The 19,675-nt window shown below is 57.8% G+C and carries 15 protein-coding genes, 1 tRNA gene and 1 pseudogene; 4 read left to right on the plus strand and 13 right to left on the minus strand.

Annotated elements, in window-relative coordinates:
* Positions 1 to 255 precede the first annotated feature (255 nt).
* From LOY70_RS19565 to LOY70_RS19585, 5 genes and pseudogenes are all read right to left on the minus strand, one after another.
* Entirely contained in the window at positions 256 to 1,500 is a 1,245-nt protein-coding gene (locus LOY70_RS19565; protein WP_265028978.1) for a Shedu immune nuclease family protein, read from the minus strand.
* 123 nt (positions 1,501 to 1,623) lie between these two features.
* Positions 1,624 to 1,886, minus strand: a pseudogene (locus tag LOY70_RS19570) (hypothetical protein).
* 149 nt (positions 1,887 to 2,035) lie between these two features.
* A complete protein-coding gene (locus LOY70_RS19575; RefSeq protein ID WP_265028979.1) occupies positions 2,036 to 2,779 on the minus strand; it encodes an abortive infection family protein in 744 nt (247 codons plus the stop codon).
* 880 nt (positions 2,780 to 3,659) lie between these two features.
* On the minus strand, positions 3,660 to 4,937 hold the full coding sequence (umuC, locus tag LOY70_RS19580) for a translesion error-prone DNA polymerase V subunit UmuC (protein WP_265028980.1): 1,278 nt from the start codon (positions 4,935 to 4,937) through the stop codon (positions 3,660 to 3,662).
* Positions 4,930 to 5,355 carry a LexA family protein gene (locus LOY70_RS19585; RefSeq protein ID WP_265028981.1) on the minus strand — a complete coding sequence of 142 codons (426 nt, stop codon included), beginning with the start codon at positions 5,353 to 5,355 and terminating at the stop codon, positions 4,930 to 4,932. The genes umuC and LOY70_RS19585 overlap by 8 nt, the downstream gene beginning before the upstream one ends.
* Positions 5,356 to 6,549: 1,194 nt before the next feature.
* On the opposite strand from LOY70_RS19585, the gene LOY70_RS19590 reads away from it, so the two are divergent.
* Positions 6,550 to 9,789, plus strand: coding sequence for an AAA domain-containing protein (locus LOY70_RS19590; RefSeq protein ID WP_265028982.1), 3,240 nt, complete (start codon positions 6,550 to 6,552; stop codon positions 9,787 to 9,789).
* Between the two features lie 419 nt (positions 9,790 to 10,208).
* On the opposite strand, the gene LOY70_RS19595 is transcribed toward LOY70_RS19590, so the two are convergent.
* The 7 genes from LOY70_RS19595 to LOY70_RS19625 all read right to left on the minus strand — a co-directional run bounded on the left by LOY70_RS19595 (position 10,209) and on the right by LOY70_RS19625 (position 15,239).
* Complete coding sequence (locus tag LOY70_RS19595) at positions 10,209 to 10,403, minus strand: hypothetical protein (RefSeq protein ID WP_265028983.1); 195 nt, start codon at positions 10,401 to 10,403, stop codon at positions 10,209 to 10,211.
* A 305-nt stretch (positions 10,404 to 10,708) separates the two neighbouring features.
* Positions 10,709 to 10,784, minus strand: a tRNA-Gly gene (locus LOY70_RS19600).
* Positions 10,785 to 10,846: 62 nt separating this feature from the next.
* Positions 10,847 to 11,407, minus strand: coding sequence for a CDP-diacylglycerol--glycerol-3-phosphate 3-phosphatidyltransferase (gene pgsA / locus LOY70_RS19605; protein ID WP_123343204.1), 561 nt, complete (start codon positions 11,405 to 11,407; stop codon positions 10,847 to 10,849).
* 32 nt (positions 11,408 to 11,439) lie between these two features.
* Positions 11,440 to 13,263, minus strand: coding sequence for an excinuclease ABC subunit UvrC (uvrC, locus tag LOY70_RS19610; protein ID WP_265028984.1), 1,824 nt, complete (start codon positions 13,261 to 13,263; stop codon positions 11,440 to 11,442).
* Positions 13,264 to 13,266: 3 nt separating this feature from the next.
* Positions 13,267 to 13,908: a UvrY/SirA/GacA family response regulator transcription factor gene (gene uvrY, locus LOY70_RS19615; RefSeq protein WP_003200277.1), complete on the minus strand. Its 642-nt coding sequence runs from the start codon at positions 13,906 to 13,908 to the stop codon at positions 13,267 to 13,269.
* 127 nt (positions 13,909 to 14,035) lie between these two features.
* On the minus strand, positions 14,036 to 14,470 hold the full coding sequence (locus tag LOY70_RS19620; RefSeq protein ID WP_092459230.1) for a GNAT family N-acetyltransferase: 435 nt from the start codon (positions 14,468 to 14,470) through the stop codon (positions 14,036 to 14,038).
* Between the two features lie 10 nt (positions 14,471 to 14,480).
* Positions 14,481 to 15,239, minus strand: coding sequence for a carbon-nitrogen hydrolase family protein (locus tag LOY70_RS19625; protein ID WP_265028985.1), 759 nt, complete (start codon positions 15,237 to 15,239; stop codon positions 14,481 to 14,483).
* 615 nt (positions 15,240 to 15,854) lie between these two features.
* Here LOY70_RS19625 and LOY70_RS19630 point away from each other — a divergent pair.
* The gene (locus LOY70_RS19630; protein ID WP_265028986.1) at positions 15,855 to 16,925 is read left to right on the plus strand and encodes a 3-deoxy-7-phosphoheptulonate synthase; all 1,071 of its coding nucleotides are present in this window, start codon (positions 15,855 to 15,857) and stop codon (positions 16,923 to 16,925) included.
* A 34-nt stretch (positions 16,926 to 16,959) separates the two neighbouring features.
* Here LOY70_RS19630 and LOY70_RS19635 read toward each other — a convergent pair whose 3' ends face one another.
* A complete protein-coding gene (locus LOY70_RS19635; RefSeq protein WP_265028987.1) occupies positions 16,960 to 18,021 on the minus strand; it encodes a hypothetical protein in 1,062 nt (353 codons plus the stop codon).
* A gap of 324 nt (positions 18,022 to 18,345) precedes the next feature.
* Here LOY70_RS19635 and LOY70_RS19640 point away from each other — a divergent pair, with 324 nt between their 5' ends.
* Together LOY70_RS19640 and LOY70_RS19645 are read left to right on the plus strand one after the other, a co-directional pair.
* Positions 18,346 to 19,224 (plus strand): esterase/lipase family protein, encoded by an 879-nt coding sequence (locus tag LOY70_RS19640; RefSeq protein WP_265028988.1) that lies wholly within the window; start codon positions 18,346 to 18,348, stop codon positions 19,222 to 19,224.
* Positions 19,225 to 19,319: 95 nt separating this feature from the next.
* Positions 19,320 to 19,601, plus strand: a complete 282-nt coding sequence (locus LOY70_RS19645; protein ID WP_016781241.1) for a peptidylprolyl isomerase — start codon at positions 19,320 to 19,322, stop codon at positions 19,599 to 19,601.
* The last annotated feature ends 74 nt before the right edge of the window (positions 19,602 to 19,675 follow it).

Below are 19,675 nucleotides of genomic sequence, written 5' to 3' on the forward strand. Positions count from 1 at the left end.
CGCTTTCAAAAATGGGTTTAAGTTTCGGGACGAATTAACGATTGAGGTAGTGGGCTAGGTGATCGTCCTTGCGCCCCTCCGTTACGAGCATCCGTAATCTGAAGCCCCTTGCTTTCTCCGGTAAAAGCACTATCCCAGGCATCAATTATGATTCGTGACTACTCAACGCCCAAGAAGAAGTCGGCCAAAGGCAGACTCTCATCAATTTCGCTTATCAATGCAGACGGTCCTAATCCATCAACACTCCCGCTATGCTTAGCTTTCTGCTTGAAGATGTTTCAAGATGAACTTTAGCCTTCGCAGCAGTTCGTCATAGGTCACGATGTCTGCGATGTGCTTGTAGTGGCGGCGAGTAACTTCGAGATCACGCAGTTGAGCGTGTGTAAGGCCTTTCTCCCGCCCCATGATGATCACGCCACAAGGATTCGTGATCTTGATCTTGAAATCCGACGGCAGCTTGTCACCAATCTGCTTCCGCAGCGCAGTCTCTCCCTTCGCCCCCCAACGGTTGAGATGGCGGAGATATTTCTCAATCTGCATCACAGTGCCAGAAAGGTCCCGCGAAGCGATGTGGTTATCACGGTAGGTCGTTGAGGTAACGAGCCCTTTGGCGAATGGCCGCTTGATCTCGATTACATCGACGTTCCCAGAGGCATCGACCAAGAGAAAATCGAGGAATCGTTTGGTCCCGCTATCAGTATCTGGAATCTCGACTTCTGGAAAGGCTGCGATATATTTTGGGTTCAGGAGGCAGACGATCTGAAGGATTTCTTTTTGCCAGACCGCTTCAGAATAGCCGTCTTCGCTATCAAGCATTTGTTGTAGTTGCTCTAGCAGAAACTCATATTTAGCAATCTCCGCTTGGCGAACTGGTTTGAACAGATCCCTCCCCTTGGTCTGTACACGCTTGTTTACGTAGGCATTGAGCTTGGCTTCCGCGTCTACCTTCGCGTCCGAATATTGCCTTACAACCGTGCTAACCCTCGCCTGAACGTAACGTCGAACCTCGTAGCGAGTGGGAAATTGATCTATGAGCTTCTTATACTCGGAAAGAGGGATGGCATCTGCTTCGCTTCCACCAATGACGATGCGACTGGGTTTCAGTTCAGCAATCACAGCCAATATAGAGACCGAATGGTCAGTGCTGAACCACCGCCATGTCACCGGGGCATCTTTTGAGAAGAGAACCGGTACATCGATATCCAAAACCGCAGGATCGAGACGGAAATAGTCACCATAACTACTGCCGATCTTGAATGCCATCCACGGACCGTCAAGATGGTCCGTATTCCCTAAGCCTGCATCGATAAAAGCATCACCTTCAAACGGTGCCTGATCATGCGCGACGAGGTGTTCATCAGAGAGATGGAAGGTGCCTTTAATAACCACCTCGCCCTTTTCCTGAATCTTCCTCAATACCCAATTTGTTCCGTCGTGCGGGCGGTACACCAAGATGAGTTGATTTCCATCATCTTCAAATTCTACTGCCGTCGTGGTCATGACTAATACGTCCTCCCTGGGGCTTGCGAATTCTACCGATCTCAAGATTCTGCCGTTGGTGATCGCCTCCCTGTCGCCCCTAGGTTAATGCGCGGAGATAAATCTTTCGCTAGCGCAGAAGCCTTAAGTGGGTCGGTGTCGTGCCTCCGTCCTGGAGGGACAGAAGGTTAACGTCTGACGTAGTCGCATGATGGCATCTGTAAGCCTCTGGGCATTCGTGTCCAACGTGTTCAGGGCAGCTATCGCGTTAGCGGCGACACCCCCCCCCATTCTCTGTAATCCAACCCCGTTACATCCTCGATGGCCGCAGCCAAGGCATGCTGGTTGTGCAGTAGCAGTGTGAAAGCGTCAGCTATGTGTATGTTGGCTTCAAAATTATCTGGTATAAAAATGTCGCTCTTGGATTAGCGGTGCGGAAGGCTAGTTGACTTCGCTCCTGGTTCAAGCTACTCATCCAGACCCGCTGATATGTCGGTCCTAAGTTGACACCCATCTGCTACGAATTTGATCGCCCCCTTATTGAGCGATACCACACTCAATCCCCGTGCTTTGCCTCCCATGTGGCAAGCAGGAAAAGCGCAGTTGAGCCCGCTAGATTCACTGCCAGCTCTGCGTGCCTTGGAGCAGCCTTCACGCCGCCCTTTCCTTTTCCATGGGCATCGCTCAAACGATTCCGAAGCGCACCTAGCCCCTCTATAACTGCTGTGCATCCTCCAAGGATTTGCTTGAACACAACCTCTTCGTGCTGTGCCTTCGTCAGATTTAGAAGCGTAGCGGTTTGCTTGTAGAGCTTGTTCAGATCAGGTGTCGTCTCATGGTCGCTCGTTCCGGCTTCGTCAAGAATATGTTTGCATACCGATTCCAAAAGCGTACGAGCCATGGTGATAGCTCCCTCGGGATCAGTAGAGCGCCTTTCAAGCGCCTTTGTCCAAGCGATCCGAACGTGCTCAGCGTCAATGCGGTCCAGCGCCTCCGAAACAACGATATCTGAAGGACGCTCCCCACCCGATTCAGCGAAGTCAACGAGCGCCTTAAACCCGTCCCAGATGAACTTCCTACGCTCGGCGTAGCTTGGGAATTTTGGCTGGATGAACCCCCAAAACTGATCCAAGTTCCTGTAACGACGCACCCACGCGGGAACCAGTGAGGCCACCCGATGATCATCGAGGACGCTCTGTCGGTAAAGAGGGTAATCTCGCTCATCATCGTCGTTCCCGTTCCCGGTGGCACGATTGATGTAAATCGATTGCAAGCTGTCAACGTCATCAATGAGAGCCATGGATTTCGCACCTTCACCGTGTTGTAGTACCAACCCGTTATAGCAGCCCGCACACGTTCGTGACTGGTCTTCGACTTTCATTGGTATCCAGTCGGCACAACCGTTGGCAATGTCAGGAATCAAAGGCCAGAGCTGATCGCCCCTCTGTCTCAAACTGACAAGGAGTGAAATAGGCGCCTTGGGATTGCGGCTACCCCGCTTACTTCTGGTGCCTGAGGCTCAACACGGCCAGCTTGGCCTCTGTTGGGCTGCTGGTCTGGCGTCCGTGTGTAGATTTTCAGCACGCCTTCGGCATGGTTGACCATCGCTTGGTGTTCAGCTGATAACGAGTAGTAAACGCTGTCGCTGTTGATCGGGTCGCCTTCGTTGTCTCCGTAAGGACGGGGAATGCTGTCTAGGGACGTGAGCATGTGGCAGGCGTCGTTGAGTGTAGGGGTATGGTGCATGGTGACTCCGGAAGTGGTTGGTGTTAGCACATCTTGCCAACCAGTTTCGGTAGTCTCGATCAGTCTCCTAGTAGACCCACTGCTTATTTTTCTGCGTTAGGATGCAGGCTGGTACCGTGTCATTTCCTCTGAAAAGACGACTGCAAGCCATCCCGGTACTGGGGACTGGCCCAACGTCGAGGCTACCCGCACATGAACGATCAGCGTCGCCGTATATTTCCGCGCACGCTCCGACAGCTTTGAACCAGATTGCGATATTCCTGGCAGCAGGCACCCTGGCAGACTTCCTCTTCGGAACAGGCCATGGATTTCGAAGAAACCTCCAAGCCTTAACGTAGCCCTGTTGTTAGGCCGCTGCTGAACGGTCTGCTTCTGGCCGACTGCCGACTGTAATCAGGCGATAAACTGGACCAAAGCGCCCCCCCCAGACCGGTTTAATGACAATGAACCCGCCACAGCTGATCCAGCTTGGTGGTATAGCTCTGACTCATCATCTCCCGCCGCATCTCCCAATCAGGGTCCCCAGGCACGCTCGCAGAGCGCAGCGTCCCCCTGCCCCATCGCCCATTGATCTGGTCCAACACAGCCATCAACTTTGCCGCATCAGCAGGCTGCGACGTGGCAAACAGATCATCGGTGTACTCCCCCGCCTGGCAGAGATTCATCAGCAACACCTCAGCCTTGCTGTATTTGAAGCCAGGCCGAAAAACCCGATCCAGCGCCTCCACTGCCGCTTTCGTCAAAAGACGCACGTCGTCAGTCGGATACGGCAGCTCAACCAACACCCCGTTGGCATACTTCGCCTCCTCCGGGTTGAACATGCCGGTACGGATGCTGACTCGAATCTTCTTGCACAACGATTTCTGAGCCCTGAGCTTTTCCGAAGCCCGCATCATGTAGGTGGCCACCGCCTCCTTGATGGGCGCCAACTCGATGAGCCGCTTACCGAACATGCGGCTACAGCAGATTTCCTGCTTGGGCGGATCCGGCTCATCCAACTCCAGACACGGCGTCCCCGCCAGCTCACGAGCCGTCTTCTCAATCACCACACTGAATTTCTTACGCAGCGTCCATGGATCAGCTTTGGCTAAATCCATTGCCGTCTTGATGCCCATCCCCTCCAGGTGCAGCTTCATCTTGCGCCCCACACCCCAAACTTCACAGACGTCGGTATTGCGCAGCACCCAGTCGCGCTTGAACGGATCGCAGATATCGACCACCCCACCCGTCTGCCCCTGCAAACGCTTGGCCGTGTGATTAGCCAGCTTTGCCAAAGTCTTGGTATGAGCAATGCCCACCCCCACCGGAATACCGGTGCAGCGCAGCACGTGGCTGCGTATCTTCCGGCCGAGGGCGTCCAGCCCCTCAATACCCGTCAGATCCGCAAAAGCCTCATCAATGCTGTACACCTCAACTGCGGGCAGCATCGATTCAATAAGCGTCATCACCCGCTCACTCATATCGCCGTAGAGCGCGTAGTTCGAAGAGAACGGGACGATGCCATGCTGACGCAGCGTGTCCTTGATCTGAAAGTACGGCGCGCCCATCTTCACGTAGGGCTTGGCGTCATAGCTGCGAGCGATCACACAACCATCGTTGTTGCTTAACACTACGATGGGCACCCGAGCCAAGTCCGGACGGAACACCCGTTCGCAACTGGCGTAGAAGCTGTTGCAATCAATCAGGGCGAAAACCGGCTGGGCTTTAGACATGGCTGCGCACACTGCAGGTGATAACGCCCCAGATCACCAGCTCATCGCCTTCAAGCACGTACCTCGGCGGGTACTTTGGGTTCTCCGAATGGAGAATCACCTCCTTGCCGCGAATGCACAGTCGTTTGCAGACGGGTTCGTTGTTCAACAGCGCCACGACGATGTGGCCATGCACCGGCTCCAACGCCCGGTCCACTACCGCCAGATCTCCTTCAAAGATTCCAGCACCTTGCATGCTCTCCCCGGCAATCGAGACCAGGTACACATGTGGGGCACGGATATTTAGAACCTCATCCAATGAGATATGCGCTTCGATGTGATCCGCCGCAGGGGATGGAAACCCGGCAGGCACACGAAACGAACACAAGGGCAGCTTCAAGCCACCCACGGCGATAGGACCGAGAATTGAAAAGCTCATGACGCACGACTTCCGAGAACCTGTACGAATATACAGTTAATCTTGTACAAGTTTTGGGGTCAATGTGTATAGGAATGATCTGACAGACGGAGACCGGAATGGTCGGCCCGAACTGAGAAGCATGCCAGCAGCAAAGGGCTGCTGTGATCGCGACCAGCGCTACTAAAGCGCAATCGCAGGCATGAGCCGTATGACTACCTCAAAGCTGGCTGAACCGCATCACTTGCCGCAGAAACTACACCAGTGTCTCCATACCCAGAGACATGACAGTCATCACCGGGGCCGCCGCCGAAGCCGGCCCCGGATTGGTTGCAGTTAATCCAGCCACCAGAATTTCACTATCCGCTGGATGACCACCCTGAAGATCTCTCTGAACAGCGCCCGTGCAGCATGCTCAGCCAACCATTGCCCTACCGATTTCAATCCTTGCATGGCCTTCCTCCTCATCAATTTGATTTCGCCGACCGCACCATCGTAAGCAGGCCGATTTTTCCCGCATGCTCGGCGAAAAGCTTGGATATGGTCGATGATGAGTCCCTGTAAAGAGGGCTTAGAGGTAAGGTATGCATGGTGTTCACGCTTCGGCTGTGGTGGCCTCTAAGTATCGAAACTGAGAATGGATTGATGTGTCCCAGGAGAGGTTGGTTACAGATCATGAGGAAACGGTCGTACATCTGGGTTACTCGCGGCTATGAATACCCCTATAACCATAACGACCGAGCGTCCGAACTAAACACGGAACGGAAATTTTTTTAGGTAAAAGCGCCGGGCCGGATGTGGAGCAGGAATAACCGGTACTGAGCAAATGCAGCAGACTGTTCGGACACCAAACACAAGCCACTACTCGCGCTAGGTTGCACGTAAGGGCGGCTGGAAAAGCGAGTGAACAGATAGGCTCCGCCTGAGATACCGAATATCAGGGCCTATCAAGTTGCCAGCGCGGGGATGTGCCTCTATGTCCATGCCCATAAGACCAGATCACAGCTGCAAGCCTAGCGCCACAAATGGCAAGAAGTCCAAGAGGTTACAAAGCGCGAACTGCACCCCATGCCTACTCCACCTGGGTATCCCTCAGGAAGTGATTCGGTCCACTTCAGCATCGCTTCCACGCCTCGGCGCCAGGAAACGATGCAACAGGCCTGATATCCTTCCCTATCAGGAATCCAAGCCTCAGTACTTTCAAGGACGAAGTGAATGAATTCGCAAAATATCGTGCGTTACTGGCATGCCGTCGAACTGCTACAACCTCAAGCAGTCCCCAAGCTGAAAAAGCGCGACAGCGACTACCAACCGTTCCTTCAAGACATCCCCTCCAGGTCCACAATCCTGCCGTGGACGCCAGGCAATATCCTGACCCGGCAACGCCTACCTGACAAACGCGTATGGAGCCATACGCTCTATGCACACCTTTACAACAACCAGGATGTTTCTCGCCAGTTAGAGGCTCTTTACGGCGCTGATCAGGGCTACAAGGAGCCGCAACGAAGGATTTCCGCCTTATACGCGCTCAAGTTCAACGATCAAGGCATGATGTTGGTCAACAGTTTGGTGCTATCCAGCGAGGCATGGTTCGTTGGCTGCGCCGTCAACGAGAGAGATTGGACCCGCGGATTTGAGGAGACTCAAGACTTTCTCCGCGAGAAGGCTAAAAGTCTGCTCGGCGGCATAGTCCAGGCCGCCGATCTGTCACGCCTGACTGACTATATTCGGCAGACCTTGGGACTTGATGAGTTTTTCGGAGACGAGCCACGCGAGCATCGCTTCCGCTCGGCACCGATTAACCCAAACAAGCCCGAACAGGAAGACGATCCGCTCAACAGCTTCCTTCTAAGCGATTTAGCTGACATGGCCGATGCACTGGCCCGCGGCGAAACAAGCGAGCCATTGGCTCGCTACCTCAGCCATCACGATTCCACCCAGCGCCTGAACCTCGACAAGCCCGAAGCCGATCTGGCTATGATCAATTGCCTCGCCCCCTCGCGTTATGCGGCAGGCTGCTGGCCTGCAGAAAAACATCTGGGATTGGTGCACTCCCAACAACTGGCGGTTAACAGCCTGCTTCAGAATCTCAGCAGCCACACCGGCATAATGGGCGTCAACGGTCCGCCAGGAACCGGGAAAACCACTCTCCTGCGCGATCTGATCGCGGCAGTGGTGACACAACGAGCCGACGTACTGGCGTCGCTGAGCAGGGCCTCGGACGCCTTCATCAAGGATGGCCGCGAGTCCGCAAACGATGGTGGGCGCGAGCGTTTTGCCTACCAACTCAATCCACGCCTGTTCGGCTTCGAGATGGTGGTGGCCTCCTCCAACAATGGTGCCGTCGAGAACGTAACTCTCGAGTTGCCCCAGCAGGATAAGGTTGACCCATCCTGGCTGCCCGATGCCGAGTACTTCAGTGAATTGGGCGAGCTCACCAGCGGCAAGCCAGCTTGGGCAATGATCTCTGCGGCATTGGGCAGCAAAGCCAAACGCACCCAATTCGTTGACCGTTTCTTCTATGGCAAGCGTCCGCCCAAAGCGACAAAGGCCAAAGACGAATTCATAGCCTCCCATCCAGAGCCCCTCGACAATGGCGACCTAGACGAGGATTTATACGACGGCGATCCAACAAGCGACGAGGCTGTAGCGAATAGTACGGACGACAAGCCAGCCCCCAAGGGGATGCGTGAATGGCTTTCCGAACAAGCCCAACAGATGAAATTGCTCTCCTCCGCCGAAAAAAACGATCTTTGGCGCGGCGCCGTCAAGCAATACCAGGATGCCAAGAACGCCGAACAGAAGATACGAGCTCAAGTCAGCGATATCTCGGAGCGGATTCAGGCGGTGATCAGTGCCAAAGCCCGCGTGCGTCAGAAGGAGCAAGAGCGCCAAGTCCGCCTGACCCAACGCAGCAGTCTCGATGACGAACAAGCTACGCTGGAAACGCTGCAGCTCACGCCCGCCCGCGAGCAACTGCAGCTCGAACTTCGGGCTCTTGAAGCACACCAGGCAAAAAAACCGGGATTCCTTTCCAACCTATTTAGCCTCTGGGGCGCTCACCGCAACTGGGCCGCCCGGCAACGCCTGCTCGATAGCTCCTACGCCTTGGCCAAGGATGCCTTCAATAGTGCCCAACGCCAAATGCAGCGGCTCGTCGGCCGACTCACTGAACTCAATCGACAATTGGCTACAGACGAACTGGAGATAAACGAAGCCGTGCACCACGCGTCTCGGCAGATCGACAAGGCTCGCAGCATTGCCCTGGTTGGCCACGCCAAACACCTGCAGGTGTGGCTCGAACAAGGCCAGATCGGCAGAGGCAACGAGATCGAGCTGCTCGAACCATGGCTAGTCGAAGGTTCGCGCCAGGCACGGGCAAAGGTATTCATCGAAGCACTCAAGCTGCACCGCGCCTTTTTCCAGATCGAAGCTTCGCGCTTGCGCGCTAACTTGGACTTCATCACCAGTACGCTCACCGGCAGTCGTTACCGTGGTGTGTCCCAAACCGTGGTGCGTTCAGCATGGGCTTCGCTATTCCTGGTAGTGCCGGTGCTCAGCAGTACCTTCGCCTCGTTCGCCCGCTCCTTCGGTAGCCTTGGCTGCGGGGAAATTGGCTGGTTGTTGGTGGACGAAGCAGGTCAGGCTACCCCGCAGGCTGCAGTGGGTGCCCTGTGGCGTGCACGCCGGGCTGTGCTGGTCGGTGATCCGCTGCAACTGGAGCCGATCGTCACCGTATCCGATGCCGTGCTAGAACACATGCGTACCCGCTATCAAGTCGACGCCCATTGGCTGCCCAATCGCCAGTCCGCTCAGACCTTAGCCGACCATGCGACCCCTTGGGGTCGCATGGCTGGTCCTAAAGATAAGAAATGCTGGGTCGGTCTTCCGCTGGTGGTGCACCGCCGCTGTGACAAACCGATGTTCGACCTGGCGAATCGCATCGCCTACGACGGAGCCATGGTCTATGGCACCATCACCCCTTCACCCACCAAAGAAACTCCTGCCCGTCTACCCACCGGCTGGGTGCACGCCAGTGGCCGATCTTCTGGCAATTGGGTCGACAATGAAGGCAAAGCGCTCGAACGTTTGCTGGCCTTACTGAAGGGGGACGGTGTACCGCTGGATAACATCGCTGTTATCACGCCCTTCCAAGACGTGCGCAACCAACTAAAGGATCGATTACACGCCAAGATCGTGCGCGGCACGATTCACACCATGCAGGGCAAGGAAGCTGCAGTGATCATCCTTGTCCTGGGTGGCAGCAGCGAAAATGGCGGGGCTCGCGAATGGGCAGTTTCCAAACCCAACCTACTCAACGTCGCTGCCACTCGAGCCAAGCGACGCTTGTATGTGATTGGTGATCGCAATGACTGGAAGCAACGGAAACTCTTCTGCGACGTTATAGAGCTGTTGCCGGAACATCCCAAGATGGCCATCGACAGCCCTGCATGACAAACGGTCGCCTTGAGTCCTACTTCGGGCTTTGTACGAAGTTCGGCAAAAACGAATGGCTGCCCGTCTCAGGGGATGGTCAGGAAACACGAGGTGTTAGGCAGACGCTTACCTCTGATCGTCGCTCGAAGTCGATTGAGAGGAGCTCCCCCAATAAACAAAAACCCGGCACGAAGGCCGGGTTACCCACTTCTCCAAAACGCAGCCCTCAAATGAGAGGGATGGAGGGCTGACAGAAGAATACGGGGGCGAGATTATTGCCAAATGGAGACCTCCTCCGCAATAAAAACTGGCCATCCATGATGAATATCACCATTTGCGTGCCTCTAGATGCTCGCTCTCACCGCACCAAGCTGACCGGCAATAGGCTGCGCAAAAAAGGGCAGTTAAACCAGAAGAATTCTATCGCTGAACATCCGTCAATCATCAAGATTCTCTGCCAGAAAATCCACGAGATGGAGCGGGCTCCGGCTGTCAATCACCTTGTAGATCAGATCACGTTTGCTGCGCGGAAGCTTCTTGACCACGCTCTTCGCCGAGGCCCTAACGGCTTCGTCTGTTCCATGAATACGTGCCGCGAGTAGCAGCACGAGCGTGGCATCAGTTAGGTTCATGGCGAGACCCAATAAAATTCGCACCGCAGTGTACCGACACTTTCCTTTTTCGTACCAGCATACGCACCCAACAAAACGGCACTAGGATAGATCGATATTACGATTGCCACACAAAGGGACACGCGGAAAAACGACGGGTAAGGGCTGGAAGGGGAATGGGAACTCAAGGATAAGAGCGCTATCCGAAAAAGCTAAAAGACCACTCCCCTGCCATTTCCCAAGAGGCCACTAACTACCCCCCACCGCAAGGACATCAAATTTCAGGCAAAAAAAGCCACTCATCTGAGTGGCTTTTTTCTGAATCTTGGAGCGGGAAACGAGACTCGAACTCGCGACCCCGACCTTGGCAAGGTCGTGCTCTACCAACTGAGCTATTCCCGCGTCTTGGTGTGGCGCATTCTATAGGTTCAGAATACGCCGTCAACCCTTTGATTCAAAAAAGTTTATTTCGGGTCCACGTCAGTCCGCAGATGCGGCCAGGCGGCGCGCAGGTACTGGACCATCGACCACAGCGTCAAGCCTGCGGATATCAGCAGCAGCGCATAGCCCAACAGCACCCAGAAACTGAAGTCCGAGGGGTTGGCCAGCAGGATCACCAGGGCCAACATTTGCGCGGCGGTTTTCCATTTGCCGAGGTTCGACACGGCAACCTGGGCGCGGGCGCCCAGCTCGGCCATCCATTCCCGGAGTGCCGATACGACGATTTCGCGCCCGATGATCACCGCCGCCGGCAAGGTCAGCCAGAGGTTGCCGTGTTCCTGCACCAGCAGCACCAGGGCCACCGCGACCATCAGCTTGTCGGCCACGGGGTCGAGGAAGGCGCCGAAAGGCGTGCTTTGCTCCAGGCGTCGGGCCAGGTAGCCGTCCAGCCAGTCTGTCGCGGCGGCGAAAGCGAAGACCGAGGCCGAGGCCACGTAGCTCCAGTGGTACGGTAAATAGAACAGCAATATGAAGATCGGGATGAGCAGGACGCGCAGAACGGTAATCAGGTTTGGGATATTCATCGGCACAACTGGCTACGAGGTTGACGGGCATTCTACTCGCTGTGCAGGTTTGCATAAATCGACTCAGCGAGCTTTTTACTGATACCGGGTGCTTTGGCTATCTCTTCGATGCTGGCACGAGACAGCTCCTGCAATCCACCAAAATGTTTTAGCAAGTCGCGTCGCCGCGTCGGGCCGACCCCGGCCACCCCTTCCAGCGTAGACGTACGGCGGGTCTTGCCACGCCGGGCGCGGTGTCCGGTGATGGCGAAACGGTGGGCTTCGTCACGGATCTGCTGGATCAGGTGCAGCGCCGGCGAGTCGCCCTTGAGGGTGAACTCATGGGCGGCATCGTTCAGGTACAGGGTCTCGAAACCCGCCTTGCGGGTTGCGCCCTTGGCCACGCCCAGCAGGATCAGGTCGGGAACCATCAACTCGTTGAGCACATCGCGGGCCATGGACAACTGGCCCTTGCCACCATCCACCAGCAGGATGTCCGGCAGCTTGCCCTCCCCGTCCTTCAGCTTGCCGAAGCGCCGCATCAGCGCCTGGTGCATCGCCGCGTAGTCATCGCCCGGCGTCACGCCTTCGATGTTATAGCGGCGATAATCGGACTTGATCGGGCCTTCCGGACCGAACACCACGCAGGAGGCCACGGTGGCCTCGCCACTGGAATGGCTGATGTCGTAGCACTCCAGCCGTTGCGGCGGCTCGTCCAGGTTAAGCACTTCGGCCAGGGCATCGAACCGCGCCGCCACGTGTTGGCGATTGGCAAGGCGCGCACCCAAGGCCTGTTCGGCGTTGGTCACAGCCAATTGCTGCCAGCGCGCCCGGGTGCCGCGTACGCGGTGGCTGATGGTCAGTTCGCGACCGCGGAGCGTATCGATGGCTTCAATCAGGGTCGGAAAGTCTTCGTGGACCACGTTGACGATCAACTCGGCAGGCAGGTCGCGTTCCGGACTGCTGATGTAGTACTGGCCCAGAAAAGCCGCCATGACCTCGGAGACGTCTTCCTCGATGCCCACTTGAGGGAAGAAGTTCTTGCTGCCCAGTACACGACCGCCGCGCACGCTGATCAAGTGCACGCAGGCGCCGCCCGGGTTGATGAACGCGGCGATCACATCGACGTCGCCACTGCCGCCCTCCATGCTTTGCTGGTCCTGCACGCGCCGCAGCAGCCCGATCTGGTCGCGCAGCTCGGCGGCGCGCTCGAACTCAAGATTGACCGCCGCGTCTTCCATCGCCGCTGACAGCTCGTCGGTCAACGCGTTGCTGCGACCTTCCAGGAACATCACCGAGTGACGCACGTCCTCGGCATAGACCTCGGGCTCGACAAATCCTACACACGGCGCCTTACAGCGTTTGATCTGGTATTGCAGGCAGGGCCGGGTGCGGTTCTTGTAATAGCTGTCTTCGCACTGGCGCACAAAGAAAGTCTTCTGCAACAGGCTCAGGCTTTCACGAATCGCCCCGGCGCTGGGATAAGGACCGAAATAGCGGCCCTTGGCCTTCTTCGCCCCTCGATGAATACTCAGGCGCGGAAACGCCCCGTCGGACAGGAACACGTACGGGTAGGATTTATCGTCACGCAGCAGGATGTTGTAGGGCGGCCGCCATTCCTTGATCAGCGTCTGCTCGAGCAGCAACGCCTCGGTTTCATTGGCGGTGATGGTGGTTTCGACTTGCGCGATGCGTCCCACCAGGGCAGCAGTCTTCGGTGCGAGTCCGGTTTTACGAAAGTAACTCGCCAGGCGTTTCTTGAGGTTCTTGGCCTTGCCCACATAGAGCAGGCGCGCGTCGCTGTCGAACATGCGGTACACGCCTGGGCGACCGCTGCAAGTGGACAGGAACGCGCTTGGATCAAACAATTCAGTCATTTTTCAGGCGCTGGCATCGACCATGCCGTGGCGCACCGCCAACAGTGTCAACTCGACGTCGCTGCTGATCGAAAGCTTCTCGAAGATACGGTAACGGTAGGTGTTGACGGTTTTGGGCGACAAGCACAGCTTATCGGAGATGATCTGCACTTTTTGGCAACCAACGATCATCAAGGCAATCTGGATTTCCCGCTCCGACAACGCATCGAAGGGCGAATCGTTGGTCGGCTGGAACGACTTGATCGCCAACTGCTGGGCGATTTGCGGACTGATGTAACGCTGACCGGCAAATACCAGGCGAATGGCCTGGACCATCTCGTTCAGACCGGCGCCCTTGGTGAGATAACCCGCAGCGCCCGCCTGCAACAACCGGGTCGGGAACGGATCTTCTTCACACACGGTCACCGCGACCACCTTGATGTCCGGGTGGCTGCGCAGCAGTTTACGCGTGGCTTCAAGACCGCCGATGCCTGGCATCTTGACGTCCATCAGGACCACGTCGGGTTTCAGTTCACGCGCCTTGATAAGGGACTCTTCCCCGGACTCAGCCTGGCCAACTACCTGCAGACCGTCAATATCAGCCAGCATTCGTGTAATGCCCGTACGGACGAGATCATGGTCGTCGACCACTAACACCCTAATCAAGCAGACACCTCACGATTTGGTCTTATTTGGGTTGCCCAACACCTTAGCAAAAAGCATCCGACAGACCTAGCGCAAAGGGACATATAAAAGTTACAACGCGTCTTTCAGAGGCGCACTCTGCGCGGCCTCAAGCCCTGGCATCCCGCTCCATCCTCAGGAAACATTCATCCTCGCCGACCACCCGCAAGCCCAGGCGCTCGTAGAGCACCCTGGCCGGATTGTTCTTGAAAACCGTCAGGCGCAGAGCCGGGCGTCGCTCCTGCACCACCATGTCCCAAACCTGACCGATCGCCCAAGTGCCGGCACCCTGCCCCCGAAACGCCTCGGCAATCTGTAGCTCCCGGATATACAACGCCCGCGCATCACGACTAAGGCTGACAAAACCCAGCGCTTGCCCCTCGCGGCAGATGATCCAGTTCTGGCGAATGATCCAGGCCAGATCGAATGCTTCGTCCTGCCATAACAAATCGTGCTGCAAGTAATAGGGCAGCATGTTGACGCACGTCAGTTGCCGGGCAAAAGCGATGTCCTCGGCCGTTGCCGCACGCCACTGGAAATTCATGGGTACCTCGTCAAAGCGTTGTCGCCGACACGACTTGCCCTGCCCAACCATTGGCATCGCGGCGGGCAATCACCAACAGCTCACCCGGACCTGGGGCCGCCGCAATCAGCGAGCCGTCAGGGCCCCAGATCGCACTGCGGCCGGCCGACTCCCAGCCACCCGTGACGCCACCATGGTTGGCCATCAGGACGGTCATGGCATGTTGCTTGGCATAACCTTGCAACAACGTCGTATCGGGCACGTAGCCACCTTCGGTGATCAATACGCCCGCTGCATACAGCGTAGCGCCCTGCCCGGCTGCGGCGTCGGCATGGCTGGGGTGAGAGAAATCGGCACACACCGCCAGCGCGATGAGATCCTGGCCCATCGCCAACATCGAGCCGCCGTGGCCCGGAGCAAAGGCGACCTCTTCCCCTGGGTGCAAATGCTGCTTGCTGTACACCCCGAGGGAGCCGTCGGCGCCGAGCACCAACGCACCGATCAAGATCGGCGCGTCTGCCGCCAGGCGAATCGGCATGCCAACCACCGCGGTCAAGCCAAGCTCACGCGCCAGGTCACGCAGCGGTTGCAGTACGGCGTCCTGCGGCAGGATGGCCAGGTCCGCCACCAGGCCGCGCTCGTAGCCCGTGAGTGACAGCTCGGGAAAGACCAGCAACTGCACGTTCTGCTCAGCGGCGGCTTGCATGAAGCGCTGATGGCGCAAGAGATTGGCGTGGACATCCCCCGCGATGGAAATCGACTGGGCGGCGGCGAAGGCTGGAGCGGTCATGGTTATCCCTGGAAGGTGGCGCAAGCCTGAAGTTTGTCATAAAGCCCACCGGACTCAAGCCGGGCTGAACAATTGCATGTCGGCGATAGAATTTTCTGATTGAACCGACACACCGCCGTCTAGTAAGCTCGGGGCCATTCATCGGAGACAGACCATGTTCAACGCCCTCTCACCGCTTCAAACCGCCAGCGCCCCGCGCTCGGTTGCGGCTGCCTGGGCGAACAGCGTGCACACTCCGGCCAGCTTTTATTTTGGGTATTGGTTTAGCCACTGGCGCGCCTGATACCCAACCGGCGCCCACTTTAAACGGGTCGCCTTCCAGAGTTTTCCAAAAACCCCCGGTCGGCCTCCCGACCGGGGGTTTTGTTTTTTCCGGCCATAACATTTGCAACACCGACACATTGAGGATTGAGCCATGAACTACGCCACTTATTACCGTTACGACAGTTTTTCCGCCTGGCGATTTACCAGCCACCGCTCGGGACAGCCTGCCGCCTCCGATCGGTCACCTACCGGTGGCAAGCCTCAACTGCGGGCCCCTACGGCCAATTGTCGAACACCCCACTAGGACCGGCGCGCGGGAACGAACCCGCCGCTCGTCCAGGAAGCCAGATCATGAATTCGTCCGTCTCCGCTTTGCCGCTGTCCACGCTCAACCCTGCCAATGAAGCGCTGACCCTGCGTCTGCCCAGCTCTTTGCAGCTCAAGCATCAATTGCCCCTCAGCACCGCGCTGAGCCAGCAGGTCGAGGCCCATCGCCAGGCCGTCCGCGCGATCCTCGACGGTAAAGACGCCCGTCTGTTGGTCATCGTCGGCCCCTGCTCCATCCACGACCCGAAATCCGCCCTCGAATACGCCGCCAACCTTGCGCGTGTTGCCCACGACGTGAGCGACAGCATGCTGCTGGTGATGCGCACCTACGTGGAAAAGCCCCGCACGACCGTGGGCTGGAAAGGCCTGGCCTACGATCCGGGCCTGGACGGCAGCGATGACATGGCCGCTGGCCTGACGCTGTCCCGAGAGCTGATGCGCGAGGTGCTGCAGCTTGGCCTGCCCGTTGCCACCGAACTGTTGCAACCCATGGCCGCCAGCTACTTCGATGACCTGCTCAGTTGGGTCGCCATTGGCGCTCGTACTACCGAATCACAAATCCACCGGGAAATGGCCAGCGGCCTGGGCATGCCAGTGGGTTTCAAGAACGGCACGGACGGCGGGGTCGCCATTGCCTGCGATGCCATGCGTTCGGCGGCCCATCCTCATCGGCATTTTGGTGTCGACAGCCAGGGCCATCCGGCGATCATCCAGACCCCGGGCAACCCCGACACCCACCTGGTGCTGCGCGGCGGCCATCGCGGGCCGAACTATGACCGACAGAGCGTCAACCAGATCCACAACGACCTGACCCACCTGAAGATACCGGCGCGGATCATGGTCGATTGCAGCCACGCCAACAGCGGCAAAGACCCGTTGCGCCAGCCGCAGGTGTTCAATGACGTGCTGGAGCAACGCCTGCAAGGCAACCGGGCCCTCATCGGCATGATGCTGGAAAGCCACCTGTTCGAAGGCTGCCAGCCGCTGGGCCCGTCGATGCGCTACGGCGTGTCGGTCACCGACGGTTGCCTGGGTTGGGAAGCCACCGAGCAGCTGTTGCGCCAGGCCCATCGCAAACTGCAAGCACCCGCCTGAGATCCCACAAGCGCCCTCCTCCGGGAGGGCTCGCTCAGCCTTGCACCCTGGAACGCACCTGGACCGTGACCCAGCCGGATTGCTGGCTGACGTCATCCAGGCGCTCGACCTGATAAAACAGGCGCACCGATCGGTCGCGCTGGTCCTGCCAATACGCCGCCGGCACAACAAAGTTGAGCGGCTGACCGGCCATGGCCTCGGTGATTTCCCGCTCCTCGACATGGGCGTAGTTGCCATTGCACTGGAACCAGACCAGCTCCCCCGCCTCAAGTCCGGCGCCGTCGATGACCACCGTCAGCCCCCCCTGAAGCTCATCGACCTCCAACACCCCCTCCGCCACCCCCAGGATCCGAGGTGCCTTCAGCGCGGGGCGCTCCAGAGGGCCTATGTGCAACGAAAAGGGCTCGGCGCGGCGTACCGAATGCCCGTGCCGGACAACATAAGCCAAGCTCAGTTCGTGGCCGACATGGGGGGCGATTTGCGAATGATCGATCCAGAACGATACCTCGCGGCCGACTGTGTGGGCCTCGATCTCCAGCACATCGCGCCAGAGCGCCTTGGCCTGCCGGCTGGCAATCAGGATCAGGCGGTCCCCTACGGCCATCCTGGGATAGGGCCGGACGGTCAAACGCGTACCTTCTGGCACCCGGGCCGGATCAAGGCAGCCACCCACCGCATCGTCGGCAACGACGGCCAGCAGTTGCAAGGGTGCGTCGCCGATCTGCAGTTGAAGGAGCTCCGAGTCCAGCGTGGCCGGCAATTGCTTGCCAGTCACTTGGTAGGAAATCGCCAGCGAGCCGCCATCCAGCTCGGCGATATGCCGCTCTCGTACGACGAAAACGAGGTCTCGCCCAACCTGGCGCTCCGTCACGAACCGGCTTTCTTCATGCCAGTAGGGCTGGCCGTCTGAATTGAGCCCTAGCCAACACAGCAACACCTCATCCCCACAGGCCATCAGCGGATAAGGTTTCACGGTGATGACCGCTTTCCTCCAGGCGGGATTGATCACCCCACCCTTGGCGGCAGGCAGAGAAGGCGCCGACAGCTTCGCTGGCGATCTGAGCAGGGTTCGTTGGGCGGATCGGTAAGTGGTCATGCGTAAGCTCCAGTCCTTGGATGAAGGCACCGTCCATATGACGGTGCCCGACAAAGCCATTAAAACCCCACCGCCCCCACCCCGCAGTCAGACAAGGCAGCGACATCAGTGGTCCCTGGCGCTTGAGGCTGTAGCTGCAAACCACAGGCGCTATCGGAAGTATCCAGACACCTTTCTCTCCGTCTGGCTTCCGTCCAATTCTTCCTACTTCTTTTATTCCAGTTTCAGTGAGTCACTGCGGTTTCTTCCTACACCGCCGAGCAAAAGCCTGCATTAGAGTGACGTCGCAATTTCAACGTGAACCTCTTCGAAAAAGGTACGAACATGCAACGGAATGCAACCACTCAATTTCCCATCCTGCTGGTCCATGGGTTGTTCGGGTTTGACAGGATCGGCGGCTTCGAACTTTTCCACGGCATCAAACAAGCACTGCGCCTTGCCGGTGCCCGGGTGTTCATCCCGTATTTGTCGGCCACCCATTCCAATGAGGCCCGGGGCGAACAGTTGCTGGCGCAGATGGATCGGATCCTGGACAGTACCGGCGCGGCCAAAGTCAACCTGATCGGCCACAGCCAAGGTGCGCTGGCCGCCCGCTATGCCGCCGCACAGGCGCCTGACAGGGTTGCCTCGGTGACGTCGGTCAGCGGCCCCAACCATGGCTCCGAACTGGCTGATTTCCTGCTCAAGGCTCTCACTCCGGGACGGCTGCCGGGGCATGTAGCGAGTAAAATCGCCACGCTTTTCGCCGATTTCATCTCCTTGCTCAATGGCCAGGCGCAGCTCCCGCCAGCCGCCATCGCAGCACTGGCAGCGCTGACCACCGAAGGCGTGGGGGCCTTCAATGACAAGTATCCCCAAGGCCTGCCCAGAAACTGGGGGGAACACGGCCCGGACAAGGTCAACGGCGTGCGCTACTACTCATGGAGCGGCACGTTGCCCGACGCGCCGAAGGAAAGACTCGATGCAACGAATCCCTCGCATGCGTTCTGCCGTGCCTTTTCCGAATACTTCATTACCGAAGCCGGGCAGAACGACGGCATGGTCGGGCGCTTCAGCTCGCACCTGGGCAAGGTCATTCGCTCCGACTATCCCATGGACCACATGGACACCCTCCGCCCAGGAGCCGGCAAAGTACGCAAGGATATCGACCCGACAGAGCTTTACCTGCGCCACGCCGAGCGCTTGCGCAAAGCTGGCCTTTGATCGCCAGGCTCAAGGTTTTGACGCAATTTTGACAACAACCCGTCAATGAATCCGGTAGGCTCAACACCTTCAAAAAATATCGAAAGGAATGCCCCATGGCCAAAGCCACTGCCCGCCACATCCTGGTTGCCACCGAAGACAAGTGCAACGAACTCAAAGCCCAGATCGAAGGCGGCGCCGATTTCGCCGAAGTCGCCAAGGCCAACTCCTCGTGCCCATCCAGCCGTCAAGGCGGTGACCTGGGTTCGTTCGGTCCGGGCCAGATGGTCAAGGAATTCGACACCGTGGTCTTCAGCGCCCCGATCAATGTGGTCCAGGGCCCGGTCAAGACCCAGTTCGGTTATCACCTGCTGGAAGTGACCAGCCGCCAGGACTGATCCCGGTTTATCGACATGACGGCCCGCCCTTCGGTGGGCCGTTGTGTTTGGGTCACACGGGGCTGGCGATCCAC

Origin of the sequence: Pseudomonas sp. B21-054, from assembly GCF_026016345.1 — a bacterium.
Lineage (GTDB): Bacteria > Pseudomonadota > Gammaproteobacteria > Pseudomonadales > Pseudomonadaceae > Aquipseudomonas.

What these genes read in the sequence shown, in the direction of transcription:
- LOY70_RS19565 (WP_265028978.1), bottom strand. Translation starts at nt 1,500, where the DNA reads ATGACCACGACGGCAGTAGAATTTGAAGATGATGGAAATCAACTCATC.
- LOY70_RS19575 (WP_265028979.1), bottom strand. Translation starts at nt 2,779, where the DNA reads ATGGCTCTCATTGATGACGTTGACAGCTTGCAATCGATTTACATCAAT.
- umuC (WP_265028980.1), bottom strand. Translation starts at nt 4,937, where the DNA reads ATGTCTAAAGCCCAGCCGGTTTTCGCCCTGATTGATTGCAACAGCTTC.
- LOY70_RS19585 (WP_265028981.1), bottom strand. Translation starts at nt 5,355, where the DNA reads ATGAGCTTTTCAATTCTCGGTCCTATCGCCGTGGGTGGCTTGAAGCTG.
- LOY70_RS19590 (WP_265028982.1), top strand. Translation starts at nt 6,550, where the DNA reads ATGAATTCGCAAAATATCGTGCGTTACTGGCATGCCGTCGAACTGCTA.
- LOY70_RS19595 (WP_265028983.1), bottom strand. Translation starts at nt 10,403, where the DNA reads ATGAACCTAACTGATGCCACGCTCGTGCTGCTACTCGCGGCACGTATT.
- pgsA (WP_123343204.1), bottom strand. Translation starts at nt 11,407, where the DNA reads ATGAATATCCCAAACCTGATTACCGTTCTGCGCGTCCTGCTCATCCCG.
- uvrC (WP_265028984.1), bottom strand. Translation starts at nt 13,263, where the DNA reads ATGACTGAATTGTTTGATCCAAGCGCGTTCCTGTCCACTTGCAGCGGT.
- LOY70_RS19620 (WP_092459230.1), bottom strand. Translation starts at nt 14,470, where the DNA reads ATGAATTTCCAGTGGCGTGCGGCAACGGCCGAGGACATCGCTTTTGCC.
- LOY70_RS19625 (WP_265028985.1), bottom strand. Translation starts at nt 15,239, where the DNA reads ATGACCGCTCCAGCCTTCGCCGCCGCCCAGTCGATTTCCATCGCGGGG.
- LOY70_RS19630 (WP_265028986.1), top strand. Translation starts at nt 15,855, where the DNA reads ATGAATTCGTCCGTCTCCGCTTTGCCGCTGTCCACGCTCAACCCTGCC.
- LOY70_RS19635 (WP_265028987.1), bottom strand. Translation starts at nt 18,021, where the DNA reads ATGACCACTTACCGATCCGCCCAACGAACCCTGCTCAGATCGCCAGCG.
- LOY70_RS19640 (WP_265028988.1), top strand. Translation starts at nt 18,346, where the DNA reads ATGCAACGGAATGCAACCACTCAATTTCCCATCCTGCTGGTCCATGGG.
- LOY70_RS19645 (WP_016781241.1), top strand. Translation starts at nt 19,320, where the DNA reads ATGGCCAAAGCCACTGCCCGCCACATCCTGGTTGCCACCGAAGACAAG.